Source organism: Leptospira biflexa serovar Patoc strain 'Patoc 1 (Paris)', from assembly GCF_000017685.1.
Classification (GTDB): Bacteria; Spirochaetota; Leptospiria; order Leptospirales; family Leptospiraceae; genus Leptospira_A; species Leptospira_A biflexa.
Genome location: NC_010602.1, coordinates 537,484 through 561,930, shown reverse-complemented (window position 1 = coordinate 561,930; position 24,447 = coordinate 537,484). Strand labels below are relative to the sequence as shown.

Sequence of the window (24,447 nt, the reverse complement as noted above, 5' to 3'; positions counted from 1 at the left end):
TAGATGCATAAATATTCCAAAGAAATACCCTTTCCTGAAACTAAATTCTTCACTTCTATCGCCAAATTAGATGAAAAAGAAGATTTGGATTCAGTACAATCCATTGCATTTATGGGAAGGTCTAATTCTGGCAAATCAAGCCTACTCAATGCGTTATCTAATCATCGAGGACTAGCAAAAGTATCAAGAACACCTGGAAAAACAAAACTCATCAATATTTTTAGAACCAAAGTTGGATTTAATTTGGTCGACTTGCCGGGGTTTGGTTATTCAAAAGCTTCTCATAAAGAACACAAAGACATGATGAATCTTTTAGAAGGTTTTTTAAACTCTTGGAAACAACTCAAAATATTATTTATTCTCTGTGATTCTCAAAGAGATTTCCCTGAAGAGGAATTATCAACAATCGAAGTTGCTATGGAAAAAAAAATCAAACCTGTTGTGATTCGCACAAAAATTGATAAACTAAACCAAAGTGGACAACATAAAGTACGCACAGAAATGGAAGCCGCAATGAATGAAATTGGAATTCCTTTCCGGGTGTTTTATATTTCTGCATCAACAGGTAGAGGGATTGGTGAATTGAGGGAATTTATTTTAGAAACACTTGGAATTCAAACAAAAGTATCCAATGTAGAACCGTAATGTGAATCCGTTTGGTAATTTAACATTCCAAAGACATTGGAAGCCATCATCTTGCGGAAATCGGTAAGCAGTGCAAATGTTTCTTTCAGTTGTTCTTTGATACGTAGGAGACGGACTTCTTCTTCTAAACGTTTTTTTTCCGATTCCAATTCTTTTTGGCGTTCTGTTGAAGTGATATCAGATGATTTTTTACTCTTTTCCGACTCTAATGTTGTTTCTATTTCTTTGATTTTTGATTCTAAGTTTTTTTCGTAACTACGTTTTTGGATTTCTTTAGGGTTGTTTCGATCCGTTTTCACAGCTGATTTCTCTTTCGATTCTTTCTCTTCTTCGAGTTTTTGTTGGAACAAATCTTTGATTGACTTTCCATCCGAATATGGTGTTAGGCTTGGATCTTCTTCCGCTTTAGAGACTGGTTTTGTGACAGCCTGTGTTTCACCACTCACGGCAACCATCCGTCCATCTCGTAACTCATAATTGATTTTGACTTGGACAGATTGGACTTCCCTACCTTCACGGAAAGCTTCGTTTTTGAATTCTTGTGCGTGGCCTAACTCGTGAGAGATAACGTGTAATGCGGAGAACGATTCAGGCGCACTTTCCAACTGTCCATGGCCGACATAGCTCACCCGTCGATCTCTCAGGAGATCTACATTCATACGACTGAATGAGGATTCTTCTATTCTCATGGAAACCTAACCACCTATTGGGTACTTCGGTTTGTATTAGGAAAAGATTAGTATGAAATTGGAATTTTGGAAAGTAAAATCTCTCCCAATGGATTTGGGAGAGTGAAGAAAATGGAGCGAATTTACGGACCTTGTCTCACACAACGGACATAATTCCGTTGGGTTTTGACGACAGACCGCTGGACCCCATAGGACTGACGATCAAAGGAAATTGCAAATGCAGTCTCCCCTGGTAAATCATCTTGGTTAGACCATGCGGTCCAATAGTCCTCTTCCTGGATGGAAGGGAAAAATTGTAAAGTCGCGGCACGACCTGGAATGACCAACCTTTGGAATTCAATCGGAGTTGGCACTCGCCAAGTTGCTCCTAAGAAGTTGCTATTTTGACAAGCCGCATATAACTCACTTGTTCCCAAGATTCCAATCGAGGAAAAACCTTGGAGGACCTGAGGAAAGGAAATTGAATTACAAGCATGTGTTTTGGAATCACAAAAGGCAACTTGGATCGCACCTGCGCGATTGGAATCATACGGATTGTAAATGGACCCTTGCGGTGCCCCCAAACAATCGTTAAATCCAGCACGATACACTTGTCCATGTGTACACTTTTGCCAAATCAAATTGGTGATCACATCAGTAATCGTTCCGTTGCCGTTATCACGCAAACTTTGGTTTGCGATGAGTCCAGCGAAAAGTTGGTTGGTTTCTTCTGGGCTTAATCCATAGACATCGTCTACAGGTTTCATCTCACAGTTGATGAAAAAAGAAAAAGCCAAAAGAGCAAAACAGGAATGAAGTATTTTCATAATCTTAAAGCGCTCCCCTAGAATATGTGGTTAAAGTTGATAAACGTTTGTCTATCTTCGTTCGAAATCGCATGATCGAAATAGATAACAGTTGCTTGGTTCCAAGGAATTCTAAGTCCAATACCCCTTGAGTGTTTGTAGTTTTTTAAATTTGCATCTTCGGTGCGATCCCAAACTCGTCCTACATCATAAAAAGGAACGAGTTGGAAATCAAAGTGTTGTCCACCAAATTCTGCTTCCGCAAATTTCCATCGAACTTCGAAGTTTGCATAAGCCATCGTTTGGCCCACAAATCGATCTTGTTTGTAACCACGAATGGTAGTTCTACCACCAAGACCAGATTGGTTTACTTCTGTTCCCCACATGTTACGGTATTCGTAAAAGGGTGCATCTCCATTCGTTTGGACCATGGTTCCACGAGCGGCGATCACGAATTTTTCCAAAATTTCTGGAGGTTTGTTTGTAAACCAAGTGACAGGACTTAAGAAAATACGCCCAGATACTAAGTTCTTATTGAATTCAGAAGTAGATCCAATTGCTTTTGTGGAACGTTCGTGAGTGTATTCTAAAAACAATCCTCGGTTTGGGTCTGGCTCAAAATCACGAGTGTCAAACACGATACCAGCACGGATTGTGTTTGTATAACCACCGTTAACCCCACGGACTTTACCATCTTTATCATCACGAGTCAACTTGGTTTCCCCTTGTGGTGTGGCAAACGTACGATCTACATCTAGTAGACCTAAAATTCCATCGGCTGGCCCAAGGTAAGCATTATTGTTCACACCATCAAATCTACGAATGATTTGTTTTGATAACCGAACACCAGTGACCGTACGAAGTGTACCCCCAAAGAAGGAATACTCACCCGATGTACTGAAGTTAGGGTTTTCAATGTCATAACGATTGTATTTATTATCACTGACTATGGGAGCTTCACCAACACCCGCATCCCCTGGCCTTCTGAAACTTAAATTATCTTCATAGTCTGAAAACGGGGCATTTCGACGAATTCGGCCGTTCGGATCGTTCCGTTCCAAATAAGAAAGAGGTTGGAGAGTTCCTTCCCCTAGTCCAAAATATAAGGAATTCGGATTTCGTTCGTAAACTAAATCTGCACGTAACCGCCATTTGGTGTCAAAAATATAAGGTGCATCCAAACTCAATTGGTGGTAGGGTGCCCGTTTGGTCGTATTAAAATACTGAGCAAAGATCCTGACACGATACGGAGTGTATTCAAACATCGGAGAAGTTCGGTTCCCGTTGTAAAAATACAACACCCGGGCACCATAACCGATCCCGACGTTGGGATCTGAGTTGATCAGAGGGAGCCCTGTGAAGTAACCGCCCTCTTTTTTATTCTTAAAATCACGTTCACTCAATCTCTTTTTTTCAGAGATGTCGAACGGAAGGTCGGTTCTGGGTGCTCGCTCCTGCGCAAAAACACTCGGTACCAGGGAAAAAAATAACAGAAGTATAAAACTTCTCAAAATAGAATTGTACATTCTCTACCTATTCGCCAAAGAAACTGCCTTACTCTGGGAAATTTGCAAAATATGTCAAATAGATTCGAGAATTTATGTTTTTTCCAATTCGATTCTGTGTAAAATGAGGAGAACCTCATCTTGTTGGACAAGCTCACCTTGTACCTTTCGGATCTCTTCCACGCGGCAGGGATAAGGGGCTTTGATGGCATTTTCCATTTTCATTGCTTCCAAAATTAACAATGTTTCCCCTATTCTATGTTCGCTTCCCGCCGCAGTAGAGATTTGCACTACTTTTCCTGGCATGGGACTTTTGATTTCGGGCGAGGTTTGCCCTGCGACTTCATAAGATCTTTCCGTTAGTTTTGCACTCCATGTTTCTCCTTTCCAATGGAAGAAGATCTGGTTCTTCATTTTCAAAAATTTTAGGAGGGACCCGTCTTTCATTTGTACGGTTGGCAATTGATTGTCCTGGGTTTTGAATCCCTCAACAAGTTGGTCCGTTTGAAAAGAAAAGGATTCATTGTCCAATCGTACGCGAATGGTATTTCCATTCACGTGGACCGAGGCAGGTTTTGATTTTGTTTCGAATAAAAAATCCATATCTGATTACCTAATTGGGCTCCAAGGATCCAGGGTTTGTTTCGAGGAAAAAAAGAGTCCTGCGAAGGCATATTTAAGTTCTTCCTTCGTATTCTCTTTTAATAGTAAATCTTCATGATCTGCGATGAAGTGAGTCGAAACAGTTCCTTTTGCAAATTGGTCAGTGGATACTAATTTTTGTAAGAACTGCAAATTGGTTTTGGGACCAAACACAATTGTCTCTGATAAACATTCGATGAGTCGCTGAATTGCAGTTTGTCGATCTTCACCCCATACAATGAGTTTTGCTATCATCGGATCGTAATACATTGTAATTTCAGAACCTGTAACCACACCGGAATCAATTCGTAGGTCTTCTCTTGTTGGAAAAGATAAATGATGGATTTTTCCGATGGAAGGTAAAAATCCTTCTTTTGGATCTTCGGCATAAATTCGCACTTCGATGGCATGACCATTTTGTTTGGGTGTTTGTAAGTTCGGAAGAGGTTCCCCTTGGCAAACTCGGATTTGCCATTCGACCAAATCTAGTCCCGTTGTCATTTCAGTGACAGGATGTTCTACTTGTAATCGAGTGTTCATCTCCAAAAAGTAAAATTCACCATTCTCACCTAATATAAATTCTACGGTACCAGCTCCTTCATATTGAACGGCTTTACCTGCCATCACAGCAGCTTCTGCCATCTTAGATTTCAAAGAAGATGGAAAATTGGGAGCGGGTGTTTCTTCCACTACCTTTTGGTGGCGTCTTTGTAAGGAACAATCGCGTTCATGCAAATGGATGATGTTTCCTTGTGTGTCACCAAAGATTTGAAATTCCACATGCCTTGGGTTCACAATGTACTTTTCTAATAGAATTCGATCATCTCCAAAAGCTGACATAGCTTCTCGTTTTGCCGATAAAATGCCAGCTTCCAGTTCGTCAGAGGAATTGATACGTCGCATCCCTTTGCCACCACCACCAGCACTTGCTTTTGCCATCACCGGGTATCCAATTTTATCCGCTTCTTTTTTGAAAACAGACATCTCTTGGGATTCCCCTTCGTAACCTGGGACAACTGGTACACCACTTTTGGCAACTAATATGCGTGAGCCGATCTTGTCACCCATCGCCTCAATTGAATGAGGTTTTGGACCGATAAAAGAAATTCCATGTTGTTCTAATTTTTTTGCGAAGTCAGTATTTTCTGATAAAAATCCATAACCTGGGTGCACTGCATCGGCACCCGTTGCCAAACAGGCTTCAATCACCTTATCTACATTTAAATACGAGGAACGAGCATCGGTTCCACCGAGTGGATACGCTTCATCAGCACTTAAAACGAACAAACTTTGAGAATCGGGATCAGAATAAACAGCGACTGTTCTGATCCCCATTTTTTTGGCAGTGCGAATGACTCGAACAGCAATTTCACCACGATTGGCGATGAGTATTTTTTGGATCGGCTTCATGTGAGTAGGTTCAAAATTGGAGAATAGCGAAAATAAATCAACTGAAAGATCGTAAGTGAATTGACCATCCCAAAGACTAACCAATTCTTTTTTTTATGGTGAACTTGTTTTTCAAACCAAGATTTTCAGACCGCATTTTTTTGACATATCTCTGTTTTGGATTTTTAACTTTATTCCTCCATCGAGTTTTGTTCTTCTTTGTTTATTCCTATCGATTAGAAGAAATAAACCATCTGTTAATTCTCAAAGCTTTTTTGATAGGATTTCGATTTGATTTAGTCACCGTATCTATCGCGTTAGTTGGATTTTACATACTTTCCATTTCGGAATTCTTATCTAGGAATCAATTGTATCGAAATCTTTGGCTTGTCACTCCTTTGATAATATATCCCTTTTGTGTGTTACATCTATTTGCAGATTTATTATATTTTGAAAATGCCAATAAACACATTGGTTACGAAGCGATTGTATTTCTAGGAGATTTGGATGTTTTGGTTGTTTCTGCTTGGTCGGAAGCTCCATTTAAAATTTTAAGCTTTTTTTTTGTGATCCTTCTTTATGTTTTGGGGATACGTTTTTGGTTTCGAAAAAATAAGATTGGATACCAAGTGAATGAAACACAACCAAAGCGGTATACCATCCCAAAAATCATTCTTTGGATTTTGTTTTTTTTTATAGGACTTCGGGGTGGCCCACAGGAATCACCTCTGAGGGCAAGTGAAGCCATCATTTCAGATGATGCATTGATCAACCAAATTGCCTTGAATGGAATTTATACAACCATCAACGATTTCAAAAGCCAATCCATTCCCAAACACTTAAAGATGAGTGATTCAGAAATGTTGTCGATTGTAAAAGAAGAGATCCAATTTGAAGGGGCCGAATTTTTAGATGACCCAAACTTTCCTTTGGTTCGGAAGTTCAACGAAACAACTGGTAAAAAACCAACGAATATTGTCCTTGTGATCCAAGAATCCTGGACTGGAAAATTTGTATGGCCAATCTCCGATGGAATTTGGTTAGGAAAAGAAATTACTCCGTATTACAATCAATTGGCGAAACGTGGACATAGTTTTTCCAAATTTTATGCAAATGGAGGAAGAACAAGTAACGCTTTACTTTCTGTTCTAACAAGTATCCCCGATCGACCTGGGCTTACTGCTATCCGAACGCCACAAATCCTCAGCCACTTTTCTGCCATCGGGAACATCTTTTCCGAGTTAGGTTATGAAACGAGTTTTATCACAGGAGATGATTTAAAGTTTGATAGTTTGGCAACAATTTTACCTCATTTTGGATACAAAACACTCATTGGCAAAGAGGACTTTAGAAAGTCTGGATTGTACCAAATTGGTGCTTGGGGTTATGATGATGAACATCTTTATTCCAAAGCGATAGAAGAAATGGATGCTTACCAAAAAAAGAAAAAACCATTTTTGATGACCATTCTCACTATGACCACGCATTATCCCTATAAGGTTCCAGATAAAAAATATGAAATTTTCGATTCTAGTGTCACTGATTATGATTATCTAAACACTTATCACTACTCAGATGCAGCCTTAGAAGTTTTTATGAAAGAAATACAAAAGAGAGATTACTTTGAAAATACACTTTTTGTATTTGTAGGGGATCATACTCATCATCGATATCTATCCTACTATGAAGATAGAATGGTTCCCTTTATGTTGTTTGCACCAAAATACATTAAACCTAAGTTAGATGAGAGAATCGCTTCCCAACTCGATGTTTTGCCGACAATTTTAGGTGTAATTGGTAAAGAAACGTATTTTGCCGGTTTTGGGAAAAACCTTTTGGCACCCAATGTCAAATCAGGAAGTACTTACTTTGCTTATGGAAGTGCTTGTGGTTGGATTGATGAGGAAAAAATCCTCTACCAAAGTGTGGATGGAGACACCCAATTTATTTTCCAAATGGTGCCTCCTTATGCGGAAGATCCAGTATGTAACCCAAACCGTACAAATTGTACGAAACAAACCCAAAATGCAAAAGCTTTTTTTAATTTGAGTTTAGAGCTAATGAATCGTAATACTCTTTACCCGTTGGAAGGAAGTTTACGGTACACCAGGAAATGAGTCCACATACTTCACTTTGAAGTCTGGGAAACTGGTGACAATTTGGACTTTAAAATCGGGAAAGGATGTGACTTCCTGCCACTGCCCACAATCAGATGGGAAACTTGTGACTTTTTTCACTTTGAGATCAGGAAAACTATCCACAATCTGCACCTTAAAATCGGGAAAACTAGTCACAAACTGCACTTTGCCTGCCAACTTCTTTCCTTTGAAGGTGCAGTCGGAACCTACTTCACCCGCAGAAAGTCCAACCGTCAAAACCATCGTCAATAAAATCGGAATCAATTGTTTCATCGTCCCTCCAAAATTTAAGAAATAAATTCTCGATTTATTTGGAAAGGTGTCAATTCTTTTGTACATGAATTCTGAGACGGCCATATTATTTACTCAATGTTTACAAAATGATTTTGCATCCCTTTTAGATCAATATGATCCCCTTCCCAATTCCTTACACATTGGGTATGCAGAAGCAAATCGTTTGCTCGGTGAAATGGTAGAAGATGGACCTGTATTTTCACTGATGGATTGGGCTTATGAGTCTGATCCCAGCCGTTTAAAATTAATTCACATTCGTGATTGGCATGATCTCAATTCAAAATCACAAGAAGACCATTTGATTCAGTTTGGTCCTCATTGTATCCAAGATACAAAAGGGGCAGAGTTTGTGTTTCAAAATTGGATCGAAAGAGATCCGAAACGAGCCGAGATCATAAATGCTTCTGGTTTGAATGACTTTGTAGAAACAAATTTAGAATCAATTTTAAAGCCCTATCAAGGCAAACCATTGAAAGTGGGGATCACTGGTGTATGGACGGAAGCAAAAGTTACGTTTTTGTGTTATGATCTAAAAACGAGATACCCTGAATTTGAATTGGCTGTCTGTTCTGCCCTGACTGCCAGTTCTTCGCTTTCCATGCATTTCATCGCCTTGGACCAATTGAAACAAATTTTAGGTGTCAAAGTATTCTCTTCGATCGGTGCCTTCACGGAATATTTAACCGGGGACCAACCAAATTTGGTGAAACGGATTTCCACCAATGCAAGGATTGCAAGTGATAAGCTGAAATTAGATCCTAAGTATCCAATCTCTGAAATTGACAAACAAATTTTACTCTATTTATTCAGAGATTGCAAAGAAGTAGAATTTAAAACATTAGATGGTGGATTTTCTGGAAACGTAGTCTTAAAATCCAAATCCATAGACAATCTAGGGCATTCACAAGTTCCATGTGTTGTGAAAATTGGAAATCGTGATCTCATTGCAAAAGAAAGGACATCCTTTGAAAGGATCCAAGAAGTGTTAGGGAATAATGCACCTTCGATTGTGGATTTTTGTGAATTAAATGACAGAGGTGCCATTAAATACCGTTATGCGGCAATGTTAGATGGGAATGTAAAAACCTTTCAAAAAGTATATGGTGTTATGGCAGATGGATCAGGCCTTGATCGTATCATTGATGTTGTGTTTGGTGAACAGTTGGGTCGATTATTTGAAGCAGCCTCAACAGAAAAACTCAATTTGTTAGAATATTACGACTTCCAATCAAAATATGCAAAATCGGTTCGGTCAAGAGTGGAATCGATATTAGGTGGACCACAACCAAAAGAAACCATCTCCATATATCCAGGTTTTGAAACCAATAATCCTTGTATTTTTTATGAAAAAGACCTGATCCAACTGAAAGAATACAATCACACACAATACTTCCTTTGTGCATGGTGACTTAAATGGAGCCAATATCATCATTGATGCCCAAGACAATGTCTGGATGATCGACTTTTTCCATACACACCGTGGTCATATCATCCGAGATTTATTAAAGTTGGAAAACGATGTGTTATACATCTTTTGTAAGATCGAATCCGAAGCAGAATGGAAAGAAGCAATTGTCCTCACAGAAATATTACACAACCAAGAAGATTTAGGAATCCCGATTCCATTTGATCCACCCCAAGCACTCCAAAATGACAAACTGAAAAAAGCATACCGAGTCATTGCCAAACTGAGATCCTACTACCCACGCCTTGTGAAACTGGATCGGGATCCGTATCAGATGCATGTGGGAGCTTTGCGATATGCGATGCATTCTCTATCTTTTGATGAATGTAATGACTGGCAAAAGAAGTGGGCATTGTATGCTGGTTCTAAACTCATCGATAAAATCAAAACCTATATCCAAAAATCCAAGGTATTACGAATTGATTATCTGAAACCAATCCAAGACGGAATGGATTTTCCTTTCACAAACATTGGACTCACCATTTTACCTGGAAGAAAAGATCGTGGAAGAGTTCTTTTTGATGATTTAAAAACCATCAAAAAGGAAGGGATCTCCCATATCCTAAGTCTCATCACCGAACAAGAGTATACCCAATATGGTGTTCTTGATTTAAAAACAGAAATTCCGCAGTTCGGATTGGAACAAAAACAAGTCTCTATCCTTGACCAAAGAGTTCCGAGTTTCACTCAAATGAAAGAGATTGTGGAGTGGATGGATTTGATCCTTTCCAAAAACCAAAAACTCCTCATCCATTGTGTCGGTGGTCTTGGTCGGTCAGGAACAGTTGCCTGTGCCTATTTGATTTGGAAGGCAAAACTGGATGCTAAGTCTGCCATCCAAAAAGTAAGGGAATCGAGAAGTGAACGAGCGGTGGAATCGCACGAACAAATTCGATTCTTGGAATTATGGGAAAAAACAGTTCAAAATTAATTGGAACGTAGTTTGATACGTTCCGCTTCCAACATACCATCTAACTCTTGTTTTTTGGAGTGCATTAAATTATAAATGTGGTCTTGGAATGCTTCCCAAGTGGAAAAATCTGTTGGATTATGGACCCCAAGTCCAAGATAACCCACAACATTACCTTTTTGGTATTCTTGGTAAGTGGTGACACCTGACTTCACTGCCACAAAAACAGGAATTTTTTGGTCGAACGCAATTTTCACCATACCTTTCTTTAGGTGGTGGATTTCTTCACTATAGGTATTTTTTCCTTCAGGATAAACAATGTATGAATTAGTTTTGAGCCCTTCGATTAGATTTTTGACAGATACGGCAATTGACATTGCTTTTGAATTATCAAATACTTGTGAACCCATTGCGGTCATCCACCAGTAGGCAAACCATGCTTTTTTAATGACTTGGTTGGCTAAAAAAGGTTTTCGTATCACATAACAATCGTAAGGGAAATCCATTTCGTTCACGTGATTCAAAAAAATCATATGTCCTTTTTCAGGAACAGTGAATTGATTGAAGACAATCACAGTTGTTTTTGTAATTTCTTTAACGTCTTCGGCCCAAATTTTGGTGCCTTCTAAAAATTCTTTGATTCGTTTTTCTTTATTCCCTGCGATTGCATGAAACAATCCTCGAACCAAAAACGGACTGGCCTTTCCAAATACCAATAGGGTGATTCGTAAATACGCTTTCATCACCAAACGTCCGTAGTGAACACTAAGCCCGTGTAAGTTTTTTTCAATTAGGTTGTCGACAACTGGAATTTTCGCCATAGCAACAATTAGACCAAAGAGTGGTTTTTGTGGATATAAAAAAGCCCAAGAAATTTCTTGGGCTATTAAATCGGAAACAGTGTTAGATAGTGTTTCTTATTGTTGCGGAGTGGTTGTGCTTCCTTGCGCTGGTTTTGGCGGAACGTTCAGAGCTTTTTTACGTTCTTGGTCGTATTTCATGAACACCATATTATTGGAATCCAATTCATACACTCTACCTCTCACATCAGCATGGTCCACACGGTATTCTTCTGGCACTCGCACATCAAACATTGCTTGGAGGCGATTGTCATATTTGATGTATGGGTTTTTAGTAAAGTCGTATGTCACACCATCAATTTTCACCGGCTGGCCTTCTACACTGGCACCAGTTTCATCTTTCGATGCTTCCGTTTTGGCTTGTGAATTGTTTAGATAGTAGTTATCATAAGGATATTTTAATTTATAAATATTCACTGCATTGGCCTTTGAATCACGAGCAAGGTTGATCGCTCCAAAGTACAACTCGATACGATACTTTCTGTGAGATGGTTGGAGTTTTTGGTGTTTTTCCAAATTACGTTCCACTTTCAATGCATTGGCTCTTGCTTCTTTTGCAAGACCTAAGTGTTTGTAACCAAGTTCCATATTCTTTTCAATATCGTATTTGTTATAGCTGTAATGAGCCTCTTTTGGGTCATACATACGTCTTTGGTATGGCGCTTCTCTTGGAAGGTCCATCACATCTTGGCGGAAGTAAGATCCTTTTCCATATTCAATGGAGATATCAAGTAAAGCCTTGTCCATTGGATTATTTGGATTTTTACGTTCCATCGCTGTTTTCATCATCTCTTCAGCACGGAGGATGTACAACTGGGAAAGTTCTTCGGTCATTTTTTCGATGGCAAGTTGGCATTCGAGAAACCGTTGGAAAGCAGAGGAAAAATTTCCTTCAAAATGGTATTGTAGACCTTCTTGGTAGATTCGTTTGGCTTCTAAGTATTTTTTCATACGGAAGCCTTCTTTCCCTTCGGGTGCATTCAGTTCAGAAGGTTTTCCTTCTGGATCTTCCCCACGGAAGTTTTTAACGATTGGTTCAAGCTCACGTAGGTAAGTCAAAAGCTCGATTCGTTTTTGATAGGATTTACTAGAGACTGATTCCGCAAACATAGGTGCCTGCATCACGAGACTCATCATGAGAATAAGAAGGGATTGTTTCATTGCTCTGCCATTCATTCCGTTTCCGTACTTTCCTTCGTTAGAAGAATCTTACAAGTAATTTCAGGGTGTCCCCTGTGAGTATTATCGGAGATTTATGATATTGGATTGACAGATTGTATTTTAAAATTGAGCCTTTTCCTAGATTTTTCCTATGTCCCAAGCCGCCGCCCAGTCAAAAAAAGTATCTTTTCGTGCCAAAGAGTCTACAGCTTGCCCAATTTGTGATGAAAATCACCAAAAGGAGCAGATGTTCCAAGGTGGCGGTCGTCTCATCGCTGGGAAATTAGCCCAAGATTTACGTCGTTTGTACGAAAAAAATAGAAAATTTGGGCGTGTGAGCCCCCTGGATTATGTCATGACAGTCTGTCCGAGGTGTTTGTATTCTTCCTTTCCTAAAGACTGGAATGCACTGAACCCCGCTGACAACGAAGCCATTCGTATGGCAACAGATGCTCGTAGAAGTTATATTGAAAAAATCCTTGGTCCACTCGATTTCACTCAGGACCGCCAAATTGTGTTAGGTGCAGCCTCGTATCTACTTGGAATGGATTGTTACCAATTGCGTGGTGTCAGTGTTGCCCCAACTCCGAAAAAAGCAGTTTGTGCGATACGAGCCGCTTGGTATTTCTCTGACTTACATGAAGAGTTCCCACATATCGGGTATGATAAAATCCGAGACCTACTCTACCAAAAAGCCGCTGTCATTTATGGTTATACATTAGAACTCATGCAAAATGGAAACGAACCTGTGGACCAAGCCGCAGGGATGCTTGGACCAGACACAGATAATAACTGGGGATTTGATGGTGTCATTTATTTGAATGCTTTCCTAACAAAAAAATTCAAAGACCAAATGGCTCCCAAACCAGAGGACCAAGTTTTACTTTTATCTCGTGCGAAACGAACACTTGCTAGATTGTATGGTTCAGGAAAGGCAAGTAAAGGGAAACCAGGCCCTATTGTGGAAATGACACGTGAGTTATACGACGAATACAATGCCATTTTAGAAGCAATGGGAGGCGAGAAGTAAGGGTTTGCCCAATTACGCACTTCTTGTCGAATATGATGGCACTCATTTTAATGGGTGGCAAAAACAAAAGAACCTTCCGACTGTCCAATCTTCGATCGAATCGGCACTTGGCATCATCCTCAGAAGAAATCCCGCCTCACGTCTGTCAGTGGCTGGAAGGACCGATACAGGTGTTCATGCCCTCGGAATGGTATGTAATTTCAAAACGGAACATCCCATTCCCAATTTTCATAAACTACTCGTTTCACTGAATGCGCTCACTCCGACTGGTGTTTCTGTCAAAAATGTAGTCGAAGTACCTTCTGATTTCCATGCGCGCTTCAGTTGTACGGGTAGGGAATACATTTATAAATTGTACTATAGCAAATATGAAAGTAGTTTTGTGGAAGGACGTGCTTTTTGGGTCAAAGGCCATATTGACTGGGAAAGAGTCAAAAAACAACTCCAGGTCCTAGTCGGCGAAAAGGATTTTCGTTCCTTCACAAAAGCAAAGTCAATGGCAGGGAAACGAGCGGTCAGAGAAATTTTAGCCATCCAGTTAGAGAATTTGTCCCCCGAATGGTACCAGATTCGGATCCGAGCCAATGGATTTATGCACAATATGGTGCGAATCACAGTAGGAACTTTACTGGACATAGGGAAGGGACGTTGGGAATCTAGATCCATAGACTCCATTTTGGAAGAAAAGAACCGTACGCAGGCGGGAGTCACTCTCCCACCTGATGGGCTCTATTTTGTCCGCGCGTATTACGAAGATCATCCGGAAATTCATGAATTGTACAAAATCCCTCTTCCTTAGCATCCTTCTCATTTTCACCATTTTTTCTGGCTCGCTCGCTTCGCAAACCTTGGAGGAGTACAACAAACGTCGCTATGAAATTGGAGGTTGGGTCGGTGCTGCAAACCCGATGCCTGGGACACCCACAGTTCGTGTCTTGGAAACCACGCTAGGTGGTGGGTTTTATGCCCGTATGCCATGGCCTTGGATTTTTTATACAGAAATCGGTGGTTCTTACGCGGTCTTTTTATCAAGATCCGAACGAGCCCTCACCGCAATGCCACTGTATGCTGCCCTTGCTTACAAAATCCCAATTGAACTACCCATCCAGTTTTTCATCAAAGGGGGTGGTGGTTCATCCTATGTAGTGGCAAGACCTGCCGATACTGCCCGCTGGAATCCGACCGCCTTTGGTGGGTTAGAAGCTAGTTTTATTGCTGGTCGTAGAATTCGAATTGGGGTACGGTTGGATTATTATAAGATTTTTGAAACCCAAATGGACGTTCCCAACCAATATCGTTTTCCATTAGCCAGTCCATATGATGACCCACGTTTACAAAACCCAGCGAATTATACCTTACAAAACGTGGATTTTTTCTATTTTGGTCTAACAGTAGGAGTATTGTTCTAATGAAATCATTTCGCCTACAATTCAGTTTCCTTTTGTTTAGTATTGTTTTGTTTGCTAACTGCAAGACCAAACTAGACTTAGGTGAAGAGTCCACTCTTCCCGTCATCTCCACACTTTTTAATAACCGAATGTTACTCCTCCTCAAAGGGACTTATGCAACAGACAATCCTCTTGACTGGAGTGAGTTGAATAATGGCACTGGGGACTTATACATTGACACACAAGGGGAAGGGTTAGACCCAACCATGACCTTGACAAACCTACCAAAAGCGGGCAACTTACCCATCTTTTTGGACATCGGGGAAGTTCGAATTTCCAGTAAATATTTGAAAGGTTTGAATGAACTAACACAGATTAGGGATACGGTAGACTCCAATAAGTTTTGGGATTATATCGCTCCGAACAGGCAAGTATTTTGCACAGTCACCTACTCGTTTGATAATAACACATGTACAGAAAGTAATGGTGTACTCAAAGCATATGATTTTTTTAACGGAATTGGAGCACAATTTCCATCCAATGACCCTTCTTCTGAAACCAGAAGTTGGGAGGAAGCCTTAGCCGCAGGCCAACCTTGGTTGGGTAGAGAGTATTACTATGCTGGTATTTATTTTAGGTCGCTTGTTACAGGATATGCTTTGGATGCTGGTATTCCGGTCAGGGGCCGTTTTGATAACAGACCTATCGTGAATGGACTCAATATTGTTCCGCGTAACAATTATGTGGCGGGAACATCAACTGCTGAAAAAAGTAGCATTGTTCCCAAATTATTCCCTGCTTTGTTCACTCAATTACCAACTCAATCGGTTCAATCTGATATGAGGATTCGGGATGGATTTGATCCATACATTTTAGAAGTTCGTATCAATCTAAAAGAGAACTTGATGTTACATTCGTATACATCTAGCCGTTCAACAACAGTTACTTATGCGGGAGTGAGTGATATCTTTTTTGATCACAAAGGTGAAGGTGATGCAGGAGGGAATCTGCTCACTCGTGCGAGAGTGATTTATCCTGAGGTTGCCTCTAGTTTGACCATTTCAGGTGGGGGGAATTCTCTTTTACACTATTATGGAATTTTTCGATTCCAAGAAACAGAATTCATCAATGTTCTGCCACTTGCTGCAACGCCTGCAAAACAAAGTGCAAAAATCAAATACCTAAACCCTGGTACGTATAAAGTTGTTTGTTTAGGCGATTTGTCCAAAAGAGACGGATATCCTGATACAGTTGTCAGAGAAACCGCTTTTACAATACCTGATTATCCATTCCGACAGACATATAACGTTGATTTGGCATGCCCTTAGGAAAAAAATAGTTTCATACTTCATTTTTACTTTTTTTTCATAGAGTTTTGGTTTGAATTGGTAAAAGTACCAATCATATGAAAACGATTTTGTTCAAATTAAAAAACTTTCTCAGCAGAAACAGAGAAGTCACTAGTGACTTTCAATTTCCTATTAGATACAAACTGCTGTTAATCACCTCAATCGTTTTACTTTTCTCCATGTCAGGAGTGATCTTTCTTGCTTCCTATTTTTTTCGAAAAGATAGTGAAGTGCGAGTCAAAGAAAATAATATCAAAATTAATGAAATTTTATCTTTAAAGGTAAAATCCGATTTACATTCCATTAGACAAGATGTTCACATCACTGCTTCTGCTATTTTTAGGAATAACCAATCGGCAAATCAAATAGCAAAGGAATTGTTTGAAGAAGATCAAAACTTTGTTTTTATTGGTGCCTATGACTCCGGATTTAATGCAAAGTTTGAAGCAGTCAATGAAGACTTTTTACAAAAATATGATTATCAAAAATCAGAAGTCAAAAGTATTTTAAAAAACATCCAACCTAAACTTAAAAAATCATTTAGCGGAACGACCGTTATCTGGAACATCAGCCCACATTTTCGTAACCCCATCCTATGCATTAGTTTTCCATTATCGGAAACAAAAGATACTCATACAATTCTTGTGACACTTGTCAAACTTGATACTTTGTTAGATGCATTCCAAACATCTGGTCCTGTTGAAACATTTTTGGTGAGTGAAGATGGGAGCGTCCTTGCTCACCCCGACGCTAAGGTAGTCCTTTCAGGTATCAATTTAAATGATTTAGCGATCGTTGACCGCATGAAAAAATCAACGGTTGATAATGGCCAATTTCGGTATGAAAACAAAGATGGGGAATTTTACCTGGCTGCCTTCAAAAAATTAGGATTTGGAGGTGTCGGTGTGATCTCACAAGTCCGAGAAGTTAAAATTTTCGAAGAGGTCAATAATATCCAAAAAAGAAATGTATACCTACTCATCATTTCTTTATCACTTTCTTTTATTGTAGTTTATATCTTTGCCAAATCACTTTCTACACCTATTCTCAAATTGGTGGACGCTTCAGAAGAAATCAGAAGAGGTAATTTCCATATCAATCTACATGCGACAACTCATGATGAAATTGGAACTCTAACCAAATCGTTTGTGAGCATGGGGCGAGGCCTCGAGGAACGCGAAAAACTAAAAGATTCTTTTGGGAAATTTGTAAACCAAGAGATCGCGGAACTTGCCGCGAAGGGTAAGTTATCGATCGGTGGGAAACGTAAATATTGTACGATCTTCTTTTCCGACATCCGAAGTTTTACAGCCATTTCAGAAAAACTACAACCGGAAGAAGTGGTTGAGTTTCTAAACTTGTACATGACGGAAATGGTAAAATGTGTGCAAGAAACAGGTGGAACTGTGGATAAATTCATTGGAGATGCCATCATGGCCACTTGGGGAGCCTTACGTGACCACAAAGAACATGCAAAAGCATCTGTTGAAACAGCCCTCAGTATGAGAGAAAAATTGATCGAGTTCAATAAAACTAGAGGAACAGTCAAAAAACCAATCATTAAAATCGGATGCGGAATTAATACTGGTTATGTGATTGCAGGTCAAATTGGAAGCTCAGATAAAATGGAATACACTGTCATCGGAGATTCAGTGAATCTCGCATCAAGAGTCGAGTCGTTTAACAAAGAAACGCATACAGACATTTTGATTACTGAAACGACATACCAAGAAGTGAAATCAGAATTTCATGTTGTGAGTATGGGCGAAATTGAATTTAAGGGAAAATCCAAAGCCCAAAAAGTATATGCCGTTCTTGGCAAAAAATCAGACCCGAATGCTCCGAAAAATCTATCCGAGTTACAAAAGTTAGTTGGAATAGAAATAGCAGCTAAAAAGGCAAAAAGATGAATTTAGATAAACGAGATCGATTTGTTCTCATTGGCCTGACAAGCATTGCAATCTTCTTTAGTATTCTTTTTTATTTAGATTTAAATCGTAAAATAGACATTGGAAATCGTGAAGTTGTTGGAACAATTTTTTTTAAAAACAATATAGTTCAAAGAAAATTTGAAGATGAGGTGATCTGGGAAAAATTAGAAAACAATAGCCCTCTCATCAATAAAGACACAATCCGATCAGAAGCCTATTCCGATGCAATCATTCGTCTTAAGGATGGAACTGAAATCAATATTGATGAAAATTCAATGTTTAACTTAGATTTAACCGGTGAAGAACCAAACTTAGAATTTTCAGAAGGATCCTTACAAGTCAAAAAGAACGATTCCAACACCAATCAAATCAAAATCACAAGTTCTGGTAGTGAAATCAATGTAAATTCAGGAAATGTTAAAATTGAAAAAGCAAAGGACCAAGAACTGAATCTTTTTGTTGAAAAAGGAAAAACAACGGTCAAACAAAATGGTAAATCCTTGGCGGTAGAACAAGGGAAAAAAGCAGAATTCAAAAAGAGCGGAATTGAAATCACTAAGATACCCATTGTACTCAGTTCTCCCCAATCTCAGAAATTATTTTATGCTGAACCCAACGAAGTAAATGTTACTTTTCAGTGGAAAATCGAATCGGGATTTGAATCTCCTCTACTCGAAATTTCTCGATCTCCCAATTTTCAGTTAATTTATTTTTCGCAAACAATCCAAGGCAACCAAACAACAGTCAGCCTAAAAGAGGGCACATTTTATTGGCGAGTCAAAGTCAAAAATCAAAAAACCAAAGATGTCGCATCCAGTGAGACAAATAAATTTTTTGTCTCAAAACTGGAGCCGTTTTTAGGCGAGTCACCAAACAATGGTGCAGTGATTTCATTTGTTCAGATTTTACCTTTAGTGACTGTCTCTTGGAGTAAACTCAATACAACTAATTTATACCAATTTTACCTATCAGACTCGAATCAATTTCAGAAACCTCTCAAACGGATTGAGACGGTAGCAAACCAAATTTCTTTCGATGACTTAAAAGAAGGAACTTATTATTGGAAAGTCATCGCTAAATCATCTTTCCCAGACACAAAAGATCGGGAAACGAAAGTATATTCTTTTACAATCAAAAAACAAAATTCAATACCTTCTCCCAAATGGCAAAGACCAAATCCGGAATCAGAAATTAGTGTAGAAGAAATCAAACACAACCAAGCCATTCTGATTTGGGAAGGAAATTCAGAGATCCAATCTTATACCGTAAAAATTTCAAAAGATGCAAAACTTACAAATCCTATTGCAAAAATCGAAACTACTTCGAATTTTTTAGTACCAGATTGGAATCTTTTGGGGCACGGACATTTTTTTGCTACGATTACTGGAAAAACAAAAGATGGAAAGGAAACCGAACCATCAAATTCACTTAGTTTTTCAATCGTAGAACAAAAGAAAAAAACTGAAGTGGCTTCGGTGCTTGAGGATAACAAATCTCAACCAATCCAAGAACCAAAACTAGAAATACTTTCACCTAACGGAACTGTGATTCAAATGAAAGGCAAATCAAGTTTGGACTTCCATTGGAAGATGAGTGGTTCTACCGCAGACAGATTCGATTTAGTGTTATACCAACATTTCCCAGATAAAAAAGTTGCGATTTATAAAGTGAGCACCAAAGACACATCATACCAATTAAAAGATTTAAGTATCCTCGATGAGGGAAGTTTTTCATGGGATTTGAGTGTATATAAGGATTCCAATTTTCTTCTGTCTCGAAAGGGAAATTTCATTTTGGCCTTGGATCAGTTAAAATCATTAAAACCAACAGACATCGAATTTATATCACCGAAACGTTTGTATAAAGAAAAAAAATGAATCGATCCATTTACAAAACATCCATTTTTATATTGCTAGTGGTGACATCTTTGTTTGCAGAAGAAGGAACCAAACTCATCGCATGGAAACCCATCCCAGATGCCAACGGATACCAAATCCAAATCAAAGAAAAATCTGGAAAATTGGTATTAGATAAAAAAATTAATACTCCTTATCATTCCATCGAAGAATTACCATCTGGTATTTATGTGGTTCGAACGGCTCCACTCAATTTGTTTAAAAAACCTGCGGTTTGGTCCAATTGGAAAGATTTGGAAATCATCATTTCAGAACCTCCACAAATCGTAAAGGAAGTAGAAAAACCGATTATACTTCCCAAAACCGAATCAAATCAAGAAAAAATAATCTCACCTGTCACAATCCAAGGAGAACATTTTTTAGATGCTACGAAAGTTGATTTAAGCAAAAAGGATGTCCAACTACCAATCGTTAGTAAGGAAGTAAAGTCTTCCGAACGAATTGAATTAAAAGTGGATACGACCGATGCAATATCGGGGCCTTATGATTTGACAGTAACGAATCCATATCAAAAACCAAAGGTCGTGAAAAATTTTGTCCAAGTCGAGGAACAGAAGACAGATTCTAATATGGACCCAAAATTAAGTACAAAGGACAATTTAGAAGAAATCAAAAAGAATGAACGTGTAAAATCGAATTTGGATCACACCGATCAATCTTCCAAATCAATGAATACGGCAAAACAAAATTCAATTCCCAAATCCCAAGATCCTTCCAACATTCCGACCAAACAATCCACCAATGTCGCAACGAATAAACAGAAAATTACGCTACCAAAGGGCAAACCATTTAGAGATTACTCTTACGAAGAGATGTTGGTATTTTTGGAAACAGATGTTGCAGTCAATTGTAAGAATACAAAAATTCCCGCTTTGACACTAAGTGAGTGTCACAAAACTTACGTTATACTCAATTTCTCTAGTGAAGATAATCAATCGGTCTTTGAGTTTTATAAATTAGTAAGTGAAAACGAAACGAATCGGATTAGTGCTTATCGATATTTTTCAAATCACTGTGATCCAAAATTTAGACCTGCGATGGAAAGAATGGAACTCCAATGGAAAAATAGAACCAATTTAGATCCGGAAGAACGTCAATCTTTGGCAGAAGAATTGCCAAAATTTCGTGCATGTACGAGATAAATTTGATATCTTTTGCTTGTAAGGAATTCGTTTTTTTAGTCCAATAAAGAGAATGAGACATCCGTTCTACCTACTTCTCGGAATCACATTTTTTTATGTGCAGGTTTTACATTCCGAACCATCTGTCCTGAGCCAAAATGTGAAGGAAGTGACCACACGTATCCAAGACTTAGCCCTTTACCCGACTCTTTCTAAAAAAAGACTTTATGGAGCGGTTACGAAAGGTGGGGCCATTCGATTTGATTTAAAAGCAAGTGAATCATCACCTCAATCGATTGGGATTGGCGTTGCCACCGATGGAAAGTTAAAAGAATGGGTCTTAACGGTGTATGCGGGGAATGGACAAAATGAAAATCCAACCATCCTTCGCAAAGAAAAGATAGATGGGGAATCACAGTGGGTTTTTGAACTTCTAGCCCCACCTGATGAAATCACCATCGAAATTCAAAATACCAATTCAGAGACTCCGCTGTCAGTGGTGGAAATTGTACATGGATACTATTATGGTTACTCTGTGGACAAAGAAAACCAAACCAAACCACAACAACCAAGTCCAACAAAACCGAATCCAACGGATCCAGAAAAACTTTCCCCCAATGATGTGCAAAATCGAACTGAGTTCTACCGAACACCCATAACTAAAGATTGATTTAAGTTTTTAAAAATATAATCCGTATACTCATCGTAACACGATGGTGACATATGACCTGCATCACTAAACTCGTTGCAGGTATATGTTGGATCATCGTTCATGTTCCAAAAAGGAATTCCGTTTTCTTTGTGATACCCAACCATACGCGGGTACCAATCATCATAAACTGTCCCTTCTTTATTTTCACCAACTGACACTTTTAAATGACGAATGTGATCCATATAAGGTAAAGAAAGTCTCACCCAAATCACAGCAGAAGGAACATTTAATTTTTTTGCTAAGTCCAAAGATTGATCAGTAAAACTCAAAATATTTTCAGAAAATCGAAAAGGAACTAAATAGGAATGGAAATCACCATACGCTGATTTTTTTAATAACTCAGGTGGAAGCACTGCTTGGTGTGTTCCGGGAGTCATAGCAGATCCTTTTCCCGATTTTAAATTGGCCATTAAATTGTTACGTAAATCACGATAAGGATATAAAAAACTGTCTTTATTTTTGGCCCTTGCTATAATAACTTCCAATTTTGGTCGGTATTGATATGCACGAAACATTCGTTTGGCGATGAGTGTAGAAATATCCTCTGTGGAAAATAAAGAAAAATGTTTTAAGACAAAGGAAACATTGAGTCCATTCGTGAGAGTTTCATCAACTTTTAAACTTGCTGCCGAGTTAAACATCTCGACAGAATGATCAAACAAAAAGAAGTCAGGTTTTACACCATCCTTTTCAAACTCTTCCATCCATTGCAAAACATAATCAGGTTTTCCACCTGGAACTGAAAAATTGAACATTACCCAGCCTGGATATTTTTTATGAATGTATTCATTGTCAAACAAAAGCCCTCTGGAATTACCAAAATACACAAGCACTTTGTCGCGATCTTTTAAACTCAGGTATTCTTTTAAATCTTCATACAATTCATTCTTTTGGATGTAATTGATATCAGATAAAGATTTTGAAAAGTATGTGTGGATGTTTTCCAAGATCAGTAATTTATCCAAACAGAAGGTCAAAAAAACGACTAGGAATGGGACGAACAAATAACGATTTCTAATTAAATCCACAAATTCCTCCTAAAAACGATAATAGATAAACTCACCACCATCTTGCGAAAGAGTGGCAAGTAAGAAGATGGTGATGATTCCAAGAACAGGGACCAACCAAACATCATGTTTTCGAATCCTTTCCCAAAATTCAGGAACATATTGTATATGATGAAAAAACAAAACAGCAAACGAAGTGTAAAAAATACGTTCTAAATTTTCGATATGTAAGTATCGAAAGGAAGATCCTTCACCAAATAACGATGTTGCCGATACAAGCCAATCATTTGAACTTCCATATAACATCCGCTCTAGACTAAGAGAAAAATGTGTGAAGATTCCATAAAAATGATCCACCATATTTGTTGCATTATTGGAGCGAAACATGAGTCCTGAGATAGAAAACAAAACAAAAACAATGAATGCTTTCAATACGATTAGGAATTTATTTTTTTGTGGTGTTAATTTTAATCCCAACCTATCTTCCAAATACCTTTCGGAGGCAAGGATGACTCCCCAATAAAATCCCCAACATATAAACGTATAATCTGCACCGTGCCAAAATCCACCAAGTGTCATGATGATGATTAAATTTAAATAAGTTCTCAGTTCCCCTTTTTTGGAACCACCTAATGGAAAGTAGATGTAATCTCGTAACCAAAACGAAAGTGTGATATGCCATCTTTTCCACAATTCTCTTCCTGATGTGGAAAAAAATGGTGCCTTAAAGTTTTCAGGAGTTTCAAATCCCAAATACAAAGCAACAGACCTTGCCATATCCGTGAGTCCTGAAAAGTCACTGAATACCTGGATCGCATAACAAATGCCAGCAATGAATAGCGAAAAGGAATCATATTCGGAAGGTGCATTAAAAACTGGAGATATTGTTAATGACATTGGATCTGCCACTAACACTTTTTTTACGAGTCCGGACATCATTAAATAAGATGCACGATACATCTTTTCTTTACTGGGTGTGAGTTTGTCCAAGTTTGGAAAAAAATCGGACATTCGCATGATGGGCCCTGCAATGAGTACAGGGAAAAATGCAACAAATAGAAAATAGTCTTCTACCTTTACTAATGGTACCTTCGGATTTCTAAAAGTATCAACAGCGGCCGCAATTACTTGGAAGGTATAAAAACTAATCGCAAGAGGAAGGGCAATGTGAATGAAATTAGGAACTTGTTCGAAAAAAGGATAACTGGTTAAGTCAGCAAGAACCTTACTAAAAAAATATATATATTTAAAAAAACCAAGATTGATTAAGTTCAGGGAAACGGTAAGACCCACCCAAAACCGAGTCGGAGTCCTTTGAATTTTTCGATAAAGAATGTAATTGATCGAGATGACGATTAAAAAATGAACCGTTAGTGCCAAAGAGAAATAGGCATAAAAACTAATCCCAGAAGCAAGTAGAAAGTATTTACGAAATTCTTTTGGGAGTGCCCAATAAAAAAGGTAAACAAGCGAAAAAAAGATTAAAAAGGGTATTGAGTTGAACAACATA

Annotated in this window: 22 protein-coding genes; 12 read left to right on the top strand and 10 right to left on the bottom strand. The window is 38.6% G+C overall.

Features of this window, described 5'->3' with window-relative positions; translation table 11 throughout:
* Positions 1-3: 3 nt before the first annotated feature.
* Complete coding sequence (gene yihA, locus LEPBI_RS02760; protein ID WP_012387587.1) at positions 4-645, top strand: ribosome biogenesis GTP-binding protein YihA/YsxC; 642 nt, start codon at positions 4-6, stop codon at positions 643-645.
* Here the strand turns inward: yihA and LEPBI_RS02755 are convergent.
* The 5 genes from LEPBI_RS02755 to LEPBI_RS02735 all read right to left on the bottom strand — a co-directional run bounded on the left by LEPBI_RS02755 (position 615) and on the right by LEPBI_RS02735 (position 5,676).
* The gene (locus LEPBI_RS02755) at positions 615-1,334 is read right to left on the bottom strand and encodes a hypothetical protein (RefSeq protein WP_012387586.1); all 720 of its coding nucleotides are present in this window, start codon (positions 1,332-1,334) and stop codon (positions 615-617) included. The genes yihA and LEPBI_RS02755 overlap by 31 nt on opposite strands.
* A 122-nt stretch (positions 1,335-1,456) precedes the next feature.
* A complete protein-coding gene (gene lsa25 / locus LEPBI_RS02750; RefSeq protein ID WP_012387585.1) occupies positions 1,457-2,140 on the bottom strand; it encodes a surface adhesin Lsa25 in 684 nt (227 codons plus the stop codon).
* Positions 2,141-2,157: 17 nt separating this feature from the next.
* Positions 2,158-3,645: an Omp85 family outer membrane protein gene (gene omp85, locus LEPBI_RS02745; RefSeq protein ID WP_012387584.1), complete on the bottom strand. Its 1,488-nt coding sequence runs from the start codon at positions 3,643-3,645 to the stop codon at positions 2,158-2,160.
* Positions 3,646-3,717: 72 nt separating this feature from the next.
* The gene (locus tag LEPBI_RS02740; protein WP_012387583.1) at positions 3,718-4,227 is read right to left on the bottom strand and encodes an acyl-CoA carboxylase biotin carboxyl carrier protein subunit; all 510 of its coding nucleotides are present in this window, start codon (positions 4,225-4,227) and stop codon (positions 3,718-3,720) included.
* A 6-nt stretch (positions 4,228-4,233) separates the two neighbouring features.
* On the bottom strand, positions 4,234-5,676 hold the full coding sequence (locus LEPBI_RS02735) for an acetyl-CoA carboxylase biotin carboxylase subunit (protein WP_012387582.1): 1,443 nt from the start codon (positions 5,674-5,676) through the stop codon (positions 4,234-4,236).
* A gap of 95 nt (positions 5,677-5,771) precedes the next feature.
* Between LEPBI_RS02735 and LEPBI_RS02730 the strand changes: the two genes are divergently transcribed.
* Complete coding sequence (locus LEPBI_RS02730) at positions 5,772-7,772, top strand: LTA synthase family protein (RefSeq protein WP_012387581.1); 2,001 nt, start codon at positions 5,772-5,774, stop codon at positions 7,770-7,772.
* Here the strand turns inward: LEPBI_RS02730 and LEPBI_RS02725 are convergent.
* Complete coding sequence (locus tag LEPBI_RS02725) at positions 7,752-8,066, bottom strand: 7(1) septoil knot domain-containing protein (protein WP_012387580.1); 315 nt, start codon at positions 8,064-8,066, stop codon at positions 7,752-7,754. The two genes, LEPBI_RS02730 and LEPBI_RS02725, sit on opposite strands and share 21 nt — an antisense overlap.
* A gap of 64 nt (positions 8,067-8,130) precedes the next feature.
* Between LEPBI_RS02725 and LEPBI_RS02720 the strand changes: the two genes are divergently transcribed.
* Both LEPBI_RS02720 and LEPBI_RS02715 read left to right on the top strand, forming a co-directional pair.
* On the top strand, positions 8,131-9,495 hold the full coding sequence (locus LEPBI_RS02720; protein ID WP_012476130.1) for an isochorismatase family protein: 1,365 nt from the start codon (positions 8,131-8,133) through the stop codon (positions 9,493-9,495).
* Positions 9,485-10,483: a dual specificity protein phosphatase family protein gene (locus LEPBI_RS02715; RefSeq protein ID WP_012387578.1), complete on the top strand. Its 999-nt coding sequence runs from the start codon at positions 9,485-9,487 to the stop codon at positions 10,481-10,483. The genes LEPBI_RS02720 and LEPBI_RS02715 overlap by 11 nt, the downstream gene beginning before the upstream one ends.
* Here the strand turns inward: LEPBI_RS02715 and LEPBI_RS02710 are convergent.
* Together LEPBI_RS02710 and LEPBI_RS02705 are read right to left on the bottom strand one after the other, a co-directional pair.
* Positions 10,480-11,283 carry a lysophospholipid acyltransferase family protein gene (locus LEPBI_RS02710; protein WP_012387577.1) on the bottom strand — a complete coding sequence of 268 codons (804 nt, stop codon included), beginning with the start codon at positions 11,281-11,283 and terminating at the stop codon, positions 10,480-10,482. The genes LEPBI_RS02715 and LEPBI_RS02710 overlap by 4 nt on opposite strands.
* A gap of 96 nt (positions 11,284-11,379) precedes the next feature.
* The gene (locus LEPBI_RS02705) at positions 11,380-12,498 is read right to left on the bottom strand and encodes an LIC11274 family protein (RefSeq protein WP_081431651.1); all 1,119 of its coding nucleotides are present in this window, start codon (positions 12,496-12,498) and stop codon (positions 11,380-11,382) included.
* Between the two features lie 136 nt (positions 12,499-12,634).
* Between LEPBI_RS02705 and LEPBI_RS02700 the strand changes: the two genes are divergently transcribed.
* From LEPBI_RS02700 to LEPBI_RS02665, 8 genes are all read left to right on the top strand, one after another.
* The gene (locus tag LEPBI_RS02700) at positions 12,635-13,513 is read left to right on the top strand and encodes a DUF2225 domain-containing protein (RefSeq protein WP_012387575.1); all 879 of its coding nucleotides are present in this window, start codon (positions 12,635-12,637) and stop codon (positions 13,511-13,513) included.
* A gap of 4 nt (positions 13,514-13,517) precedes the next feature.
* Complete coding sequence (gene truA / locus LEPBI_RS02695; protein WP_012387574.1) at positions 13,518-14,312, top strand: tRNA pseudouridine(38-40) synthase TruA; 795 nt, start codon at positions 13,518-13,520, stop codon at positions 14,310-14,312.
* On the top strand, positions 14,284-14,922 hold the full coding sequence (locus LEPBI_RS02690; protein ID WP_012476129.1) for a hypothetical protein: 639 nt from the start codon (positions 14,284-14,286) through the stop codon (positions 14,920-14,922). Before truA ends, LEPBI_RS02690 begins: the two co-directional genes overlap by 29 nt.
* On the top strand, positions 14,922-16,229 hold the full coding sequence (locus LEPBI_RS02685) for an LIC11270 family surface protein (RefSeq protein ID WP_012387572.1): 1,308 nt from the start codon (positions 14,922-14,924) through the stop codon (positions 16,227-16,229). The genes LEPBI_RS02690 and LEPBI_RS02685 overlap by 1 nt, the downstream gene beginning before the upstream one ends.
* A 77-nt stretch (positions 16,230-16,306) precedes the next feature.
* The gene (locus tag LEPBI_RS02680; RefSeq protein WP_012387571.1) at positions 16,307-18,160 is read left to right on the top strand and encodes an adenylate/guanylate cyclase domain-containing protein; all 1,854 of its coding nucleotides are present in this window, start codon (positions 16,307-16,309) and stop codon (positions 18,158-18,160) included.
* Positions 18,157-20,058, top strand: coding sequence for a FecR domain-containing protein (locus LEPBI_RS02675; protein ID WP_012387570.1), 1,902 nt, complete (start codon positions 18,157-18,159; stop codon positions 20,056-20,058). The genes LEPBI_RS02680 and LEPBI_RS02675 overlap by 4 nt, the downstream gene beginning before the upstream one ends.
* The gene (locus tag LEPBI_RS02670; RefSeq protein WP_012387569.1) at positions 20,055-21,239 is read left to right on the top strand and encodes a hypothetical protein; all 1,185 of its coding nucleotides are present in this window, start codon (positions 20,055-20,057) and stop codon (positions 21,237-21,239) included. The genes LEPBI_RS02675 and LEPBI_RS02670 overlap by 4 nt, the downstream gene beginning before the upstream one ends.
* A 52-nt stretch (positions 21,240-21,291) precedes the next feature.
* A complete protein-coding gene (locus LEPBI_RS02665; protein ID WP_012387568.1) occupies positions 21,292-21,888 on the top strand; it encodes a hypothetical protein in 597 nt (198 codons plus the stop codon).
* Here the strand turns inward: LEPBI_RS02665 and LEPBI_RS02660 are convergent.
* Both LEPBI_RS02660 and LEPBI_RS02655 read right to left on the bottom strand, forming a co-directional pair.
* Positions 21,861-22,958: a DUF1574 domain-containing protein gene (locus LEPBI_RS02660; protein WP_012387567.1), complete on the bottom strand. Its 1,098-nt coding sequence runs from the start codon at positions 22,956-22,958 to the stop codon at positions 21,861-21,863. The two genes, LEPBI_RS02665 and LEPBI_RS02660, sit on opposite strands and share 28 nt — an antisense overlap.
* Positions 22,959-22,967: 9 nt before the next feature.
* The gene (locus LEPBI_RS02655) at positions 22,968-24,446 is read right to left on the bottom strand and encodes an MBOAT family O-acyltransferase (protein ID WP_012387566.1); all 1,479 of its coding nucleotides are present in this window, start codon (positions 24,444-24,446) and stop codon (positions 22,968-22,970) included.
* Between the last annotated feature and the right edge of the window lies 1 nt (position 24,447).

Excerpts from the sequence above, each read along its gene's own strand:
- LEPBI_RS02675 (WP_012387570.1), top strand. The coding sequence starts at position 18,157 with ATGAATTTAGATAAACGAGATCGATTTGTTCTCATTGGCCTGACAAGC.
- omp85 (WP_012387584.1), bottom strand. The coding sequence starts at position 3,645 with ATGTACAATTCTATTTTGAGAAGTTTTATACTTCTGTTATTTTTTTCC.
- LEPBI_RS02700 (WP_012387575.1), top strand. The coding sequence starts at position 12,635 with ATGTCCCAAGCCGCCGCCCAGTCAAAAAAAGTATCTTTTCGTGCCAAA.
- LEPBI_RS02740 (WP_012387583.1), bottom strand. The coding sequence starts at position 4,227 with ATGGATTTTTTATTCGAAACAAAATCAAAACCTGCCTCGGTCCACGTG.
- LEPBI_RS02755 (WP_012387586.1), bottom strand. The coding sequence starts at position 1,334 with ATGAGAATAGAAGAATCCTCATTCAGTCGTATGAATGTAGATCTCCTG.
- LEPBI_RS02670 (WP_012387569.1), top strand. The coding sequence starts at position 20,055 with ATGAATCGATCCATTTACAAAACATCCATTTTTATATTGCTAGTGGTG.
- LEPBI_RS02680 (WP_012387571.1), top strand. The coding sequence starts at position 16,307 with ATGAAAACGATTTTGTTCAAATTAAAAAACTTTCTCAGCAGAAACAGA.
- LEPBI_RS02725 (WP_012387580.1), bottom strand. The coding sequence starts at position 8,066 with ATGAAACAATTGATTCCGATTTTATTGACGATGGTTTTGACGGTTGGA.
- LEPBI_RS02705 (WP_081431651.1), bottom strand. The coding sequence starts at position 12,498 with ATGAATGGCAGAGCAATGAAACAATCCCTTCTTATTCTCATGATGAGT.
- lsa25 (WP_012387585.1), bottom strand. The coding sequence starts at position 2,140 with ATGAAAATACTTCATTCCTGTTTTGCTCTTTTGGCTTTTTCTTTTTTC.
- LEPBI_RS02690 (WP_012476129.1), top strand. The coding sequence starts at position 14,284 with ATGAATTGTACAAAATCCCTCTTCCTTAGCATCCTTCTCATTTTCACC.
- LEPBI_RS02730 (WP_012387581.1), top strand. The coding sequence starts at position 5,772 with ATGGTGAACTTGTTTTTCAAACCAAGATTTTCAGACCGCATTTTTTTG.
- LEPBI_RS02665 (WP_012387568.1), top strand. The coding sequence starts at position 21,292 with ATGAGACATCCGTTCTACCTACTTCTCGGAATCACATTTTTTTATGTG.
- LEPBI_RS02710 (WP_012387577.1), bottom strand. The coding sequence starts at position 11,283 with ATGGCGAAAATTCCAGTTGTCGACAACCTAATTGAAAAAAACTTACAC.
- LEPBI_RS02735 (WP_012387582.1), bottom strand. The coding sequence starts at position 5,676 with ATGAAGCCGATCCAAAAAATACTCATCGCCAATCGTGGTGAAATTGCT.
- LEPBI_RS02685 (WP_012387572.1), top strand. The coding sequence starts at position 14,922 with ATGAAATCATTTCGCCTACAATTCAGTTTCCTTTTGTTTAGTATTGTT.
- LEPBI_RS02655 (WP_012387566.1), bottom strand. The coding sequence starts at position 24,446 with ATGTTGTTCAACTCAATACCCTTTTTAATCTTTTTTTCGCTTGTTTAC.
- yihA (WP_012387587.1), top strand. The coding sequence starts at position 4 with ATGCATAAATATTCCAAAGAAATACCCTTTCCTGAAACTAAATTCTTC.
- LEPBI_RS02720 (WP_012476130.1), top strand. The coding sequence starts at position 8,131 with ATGAATTCTGAGACGGCCATATTATTTACTCAATGTTTACAAAATGAT.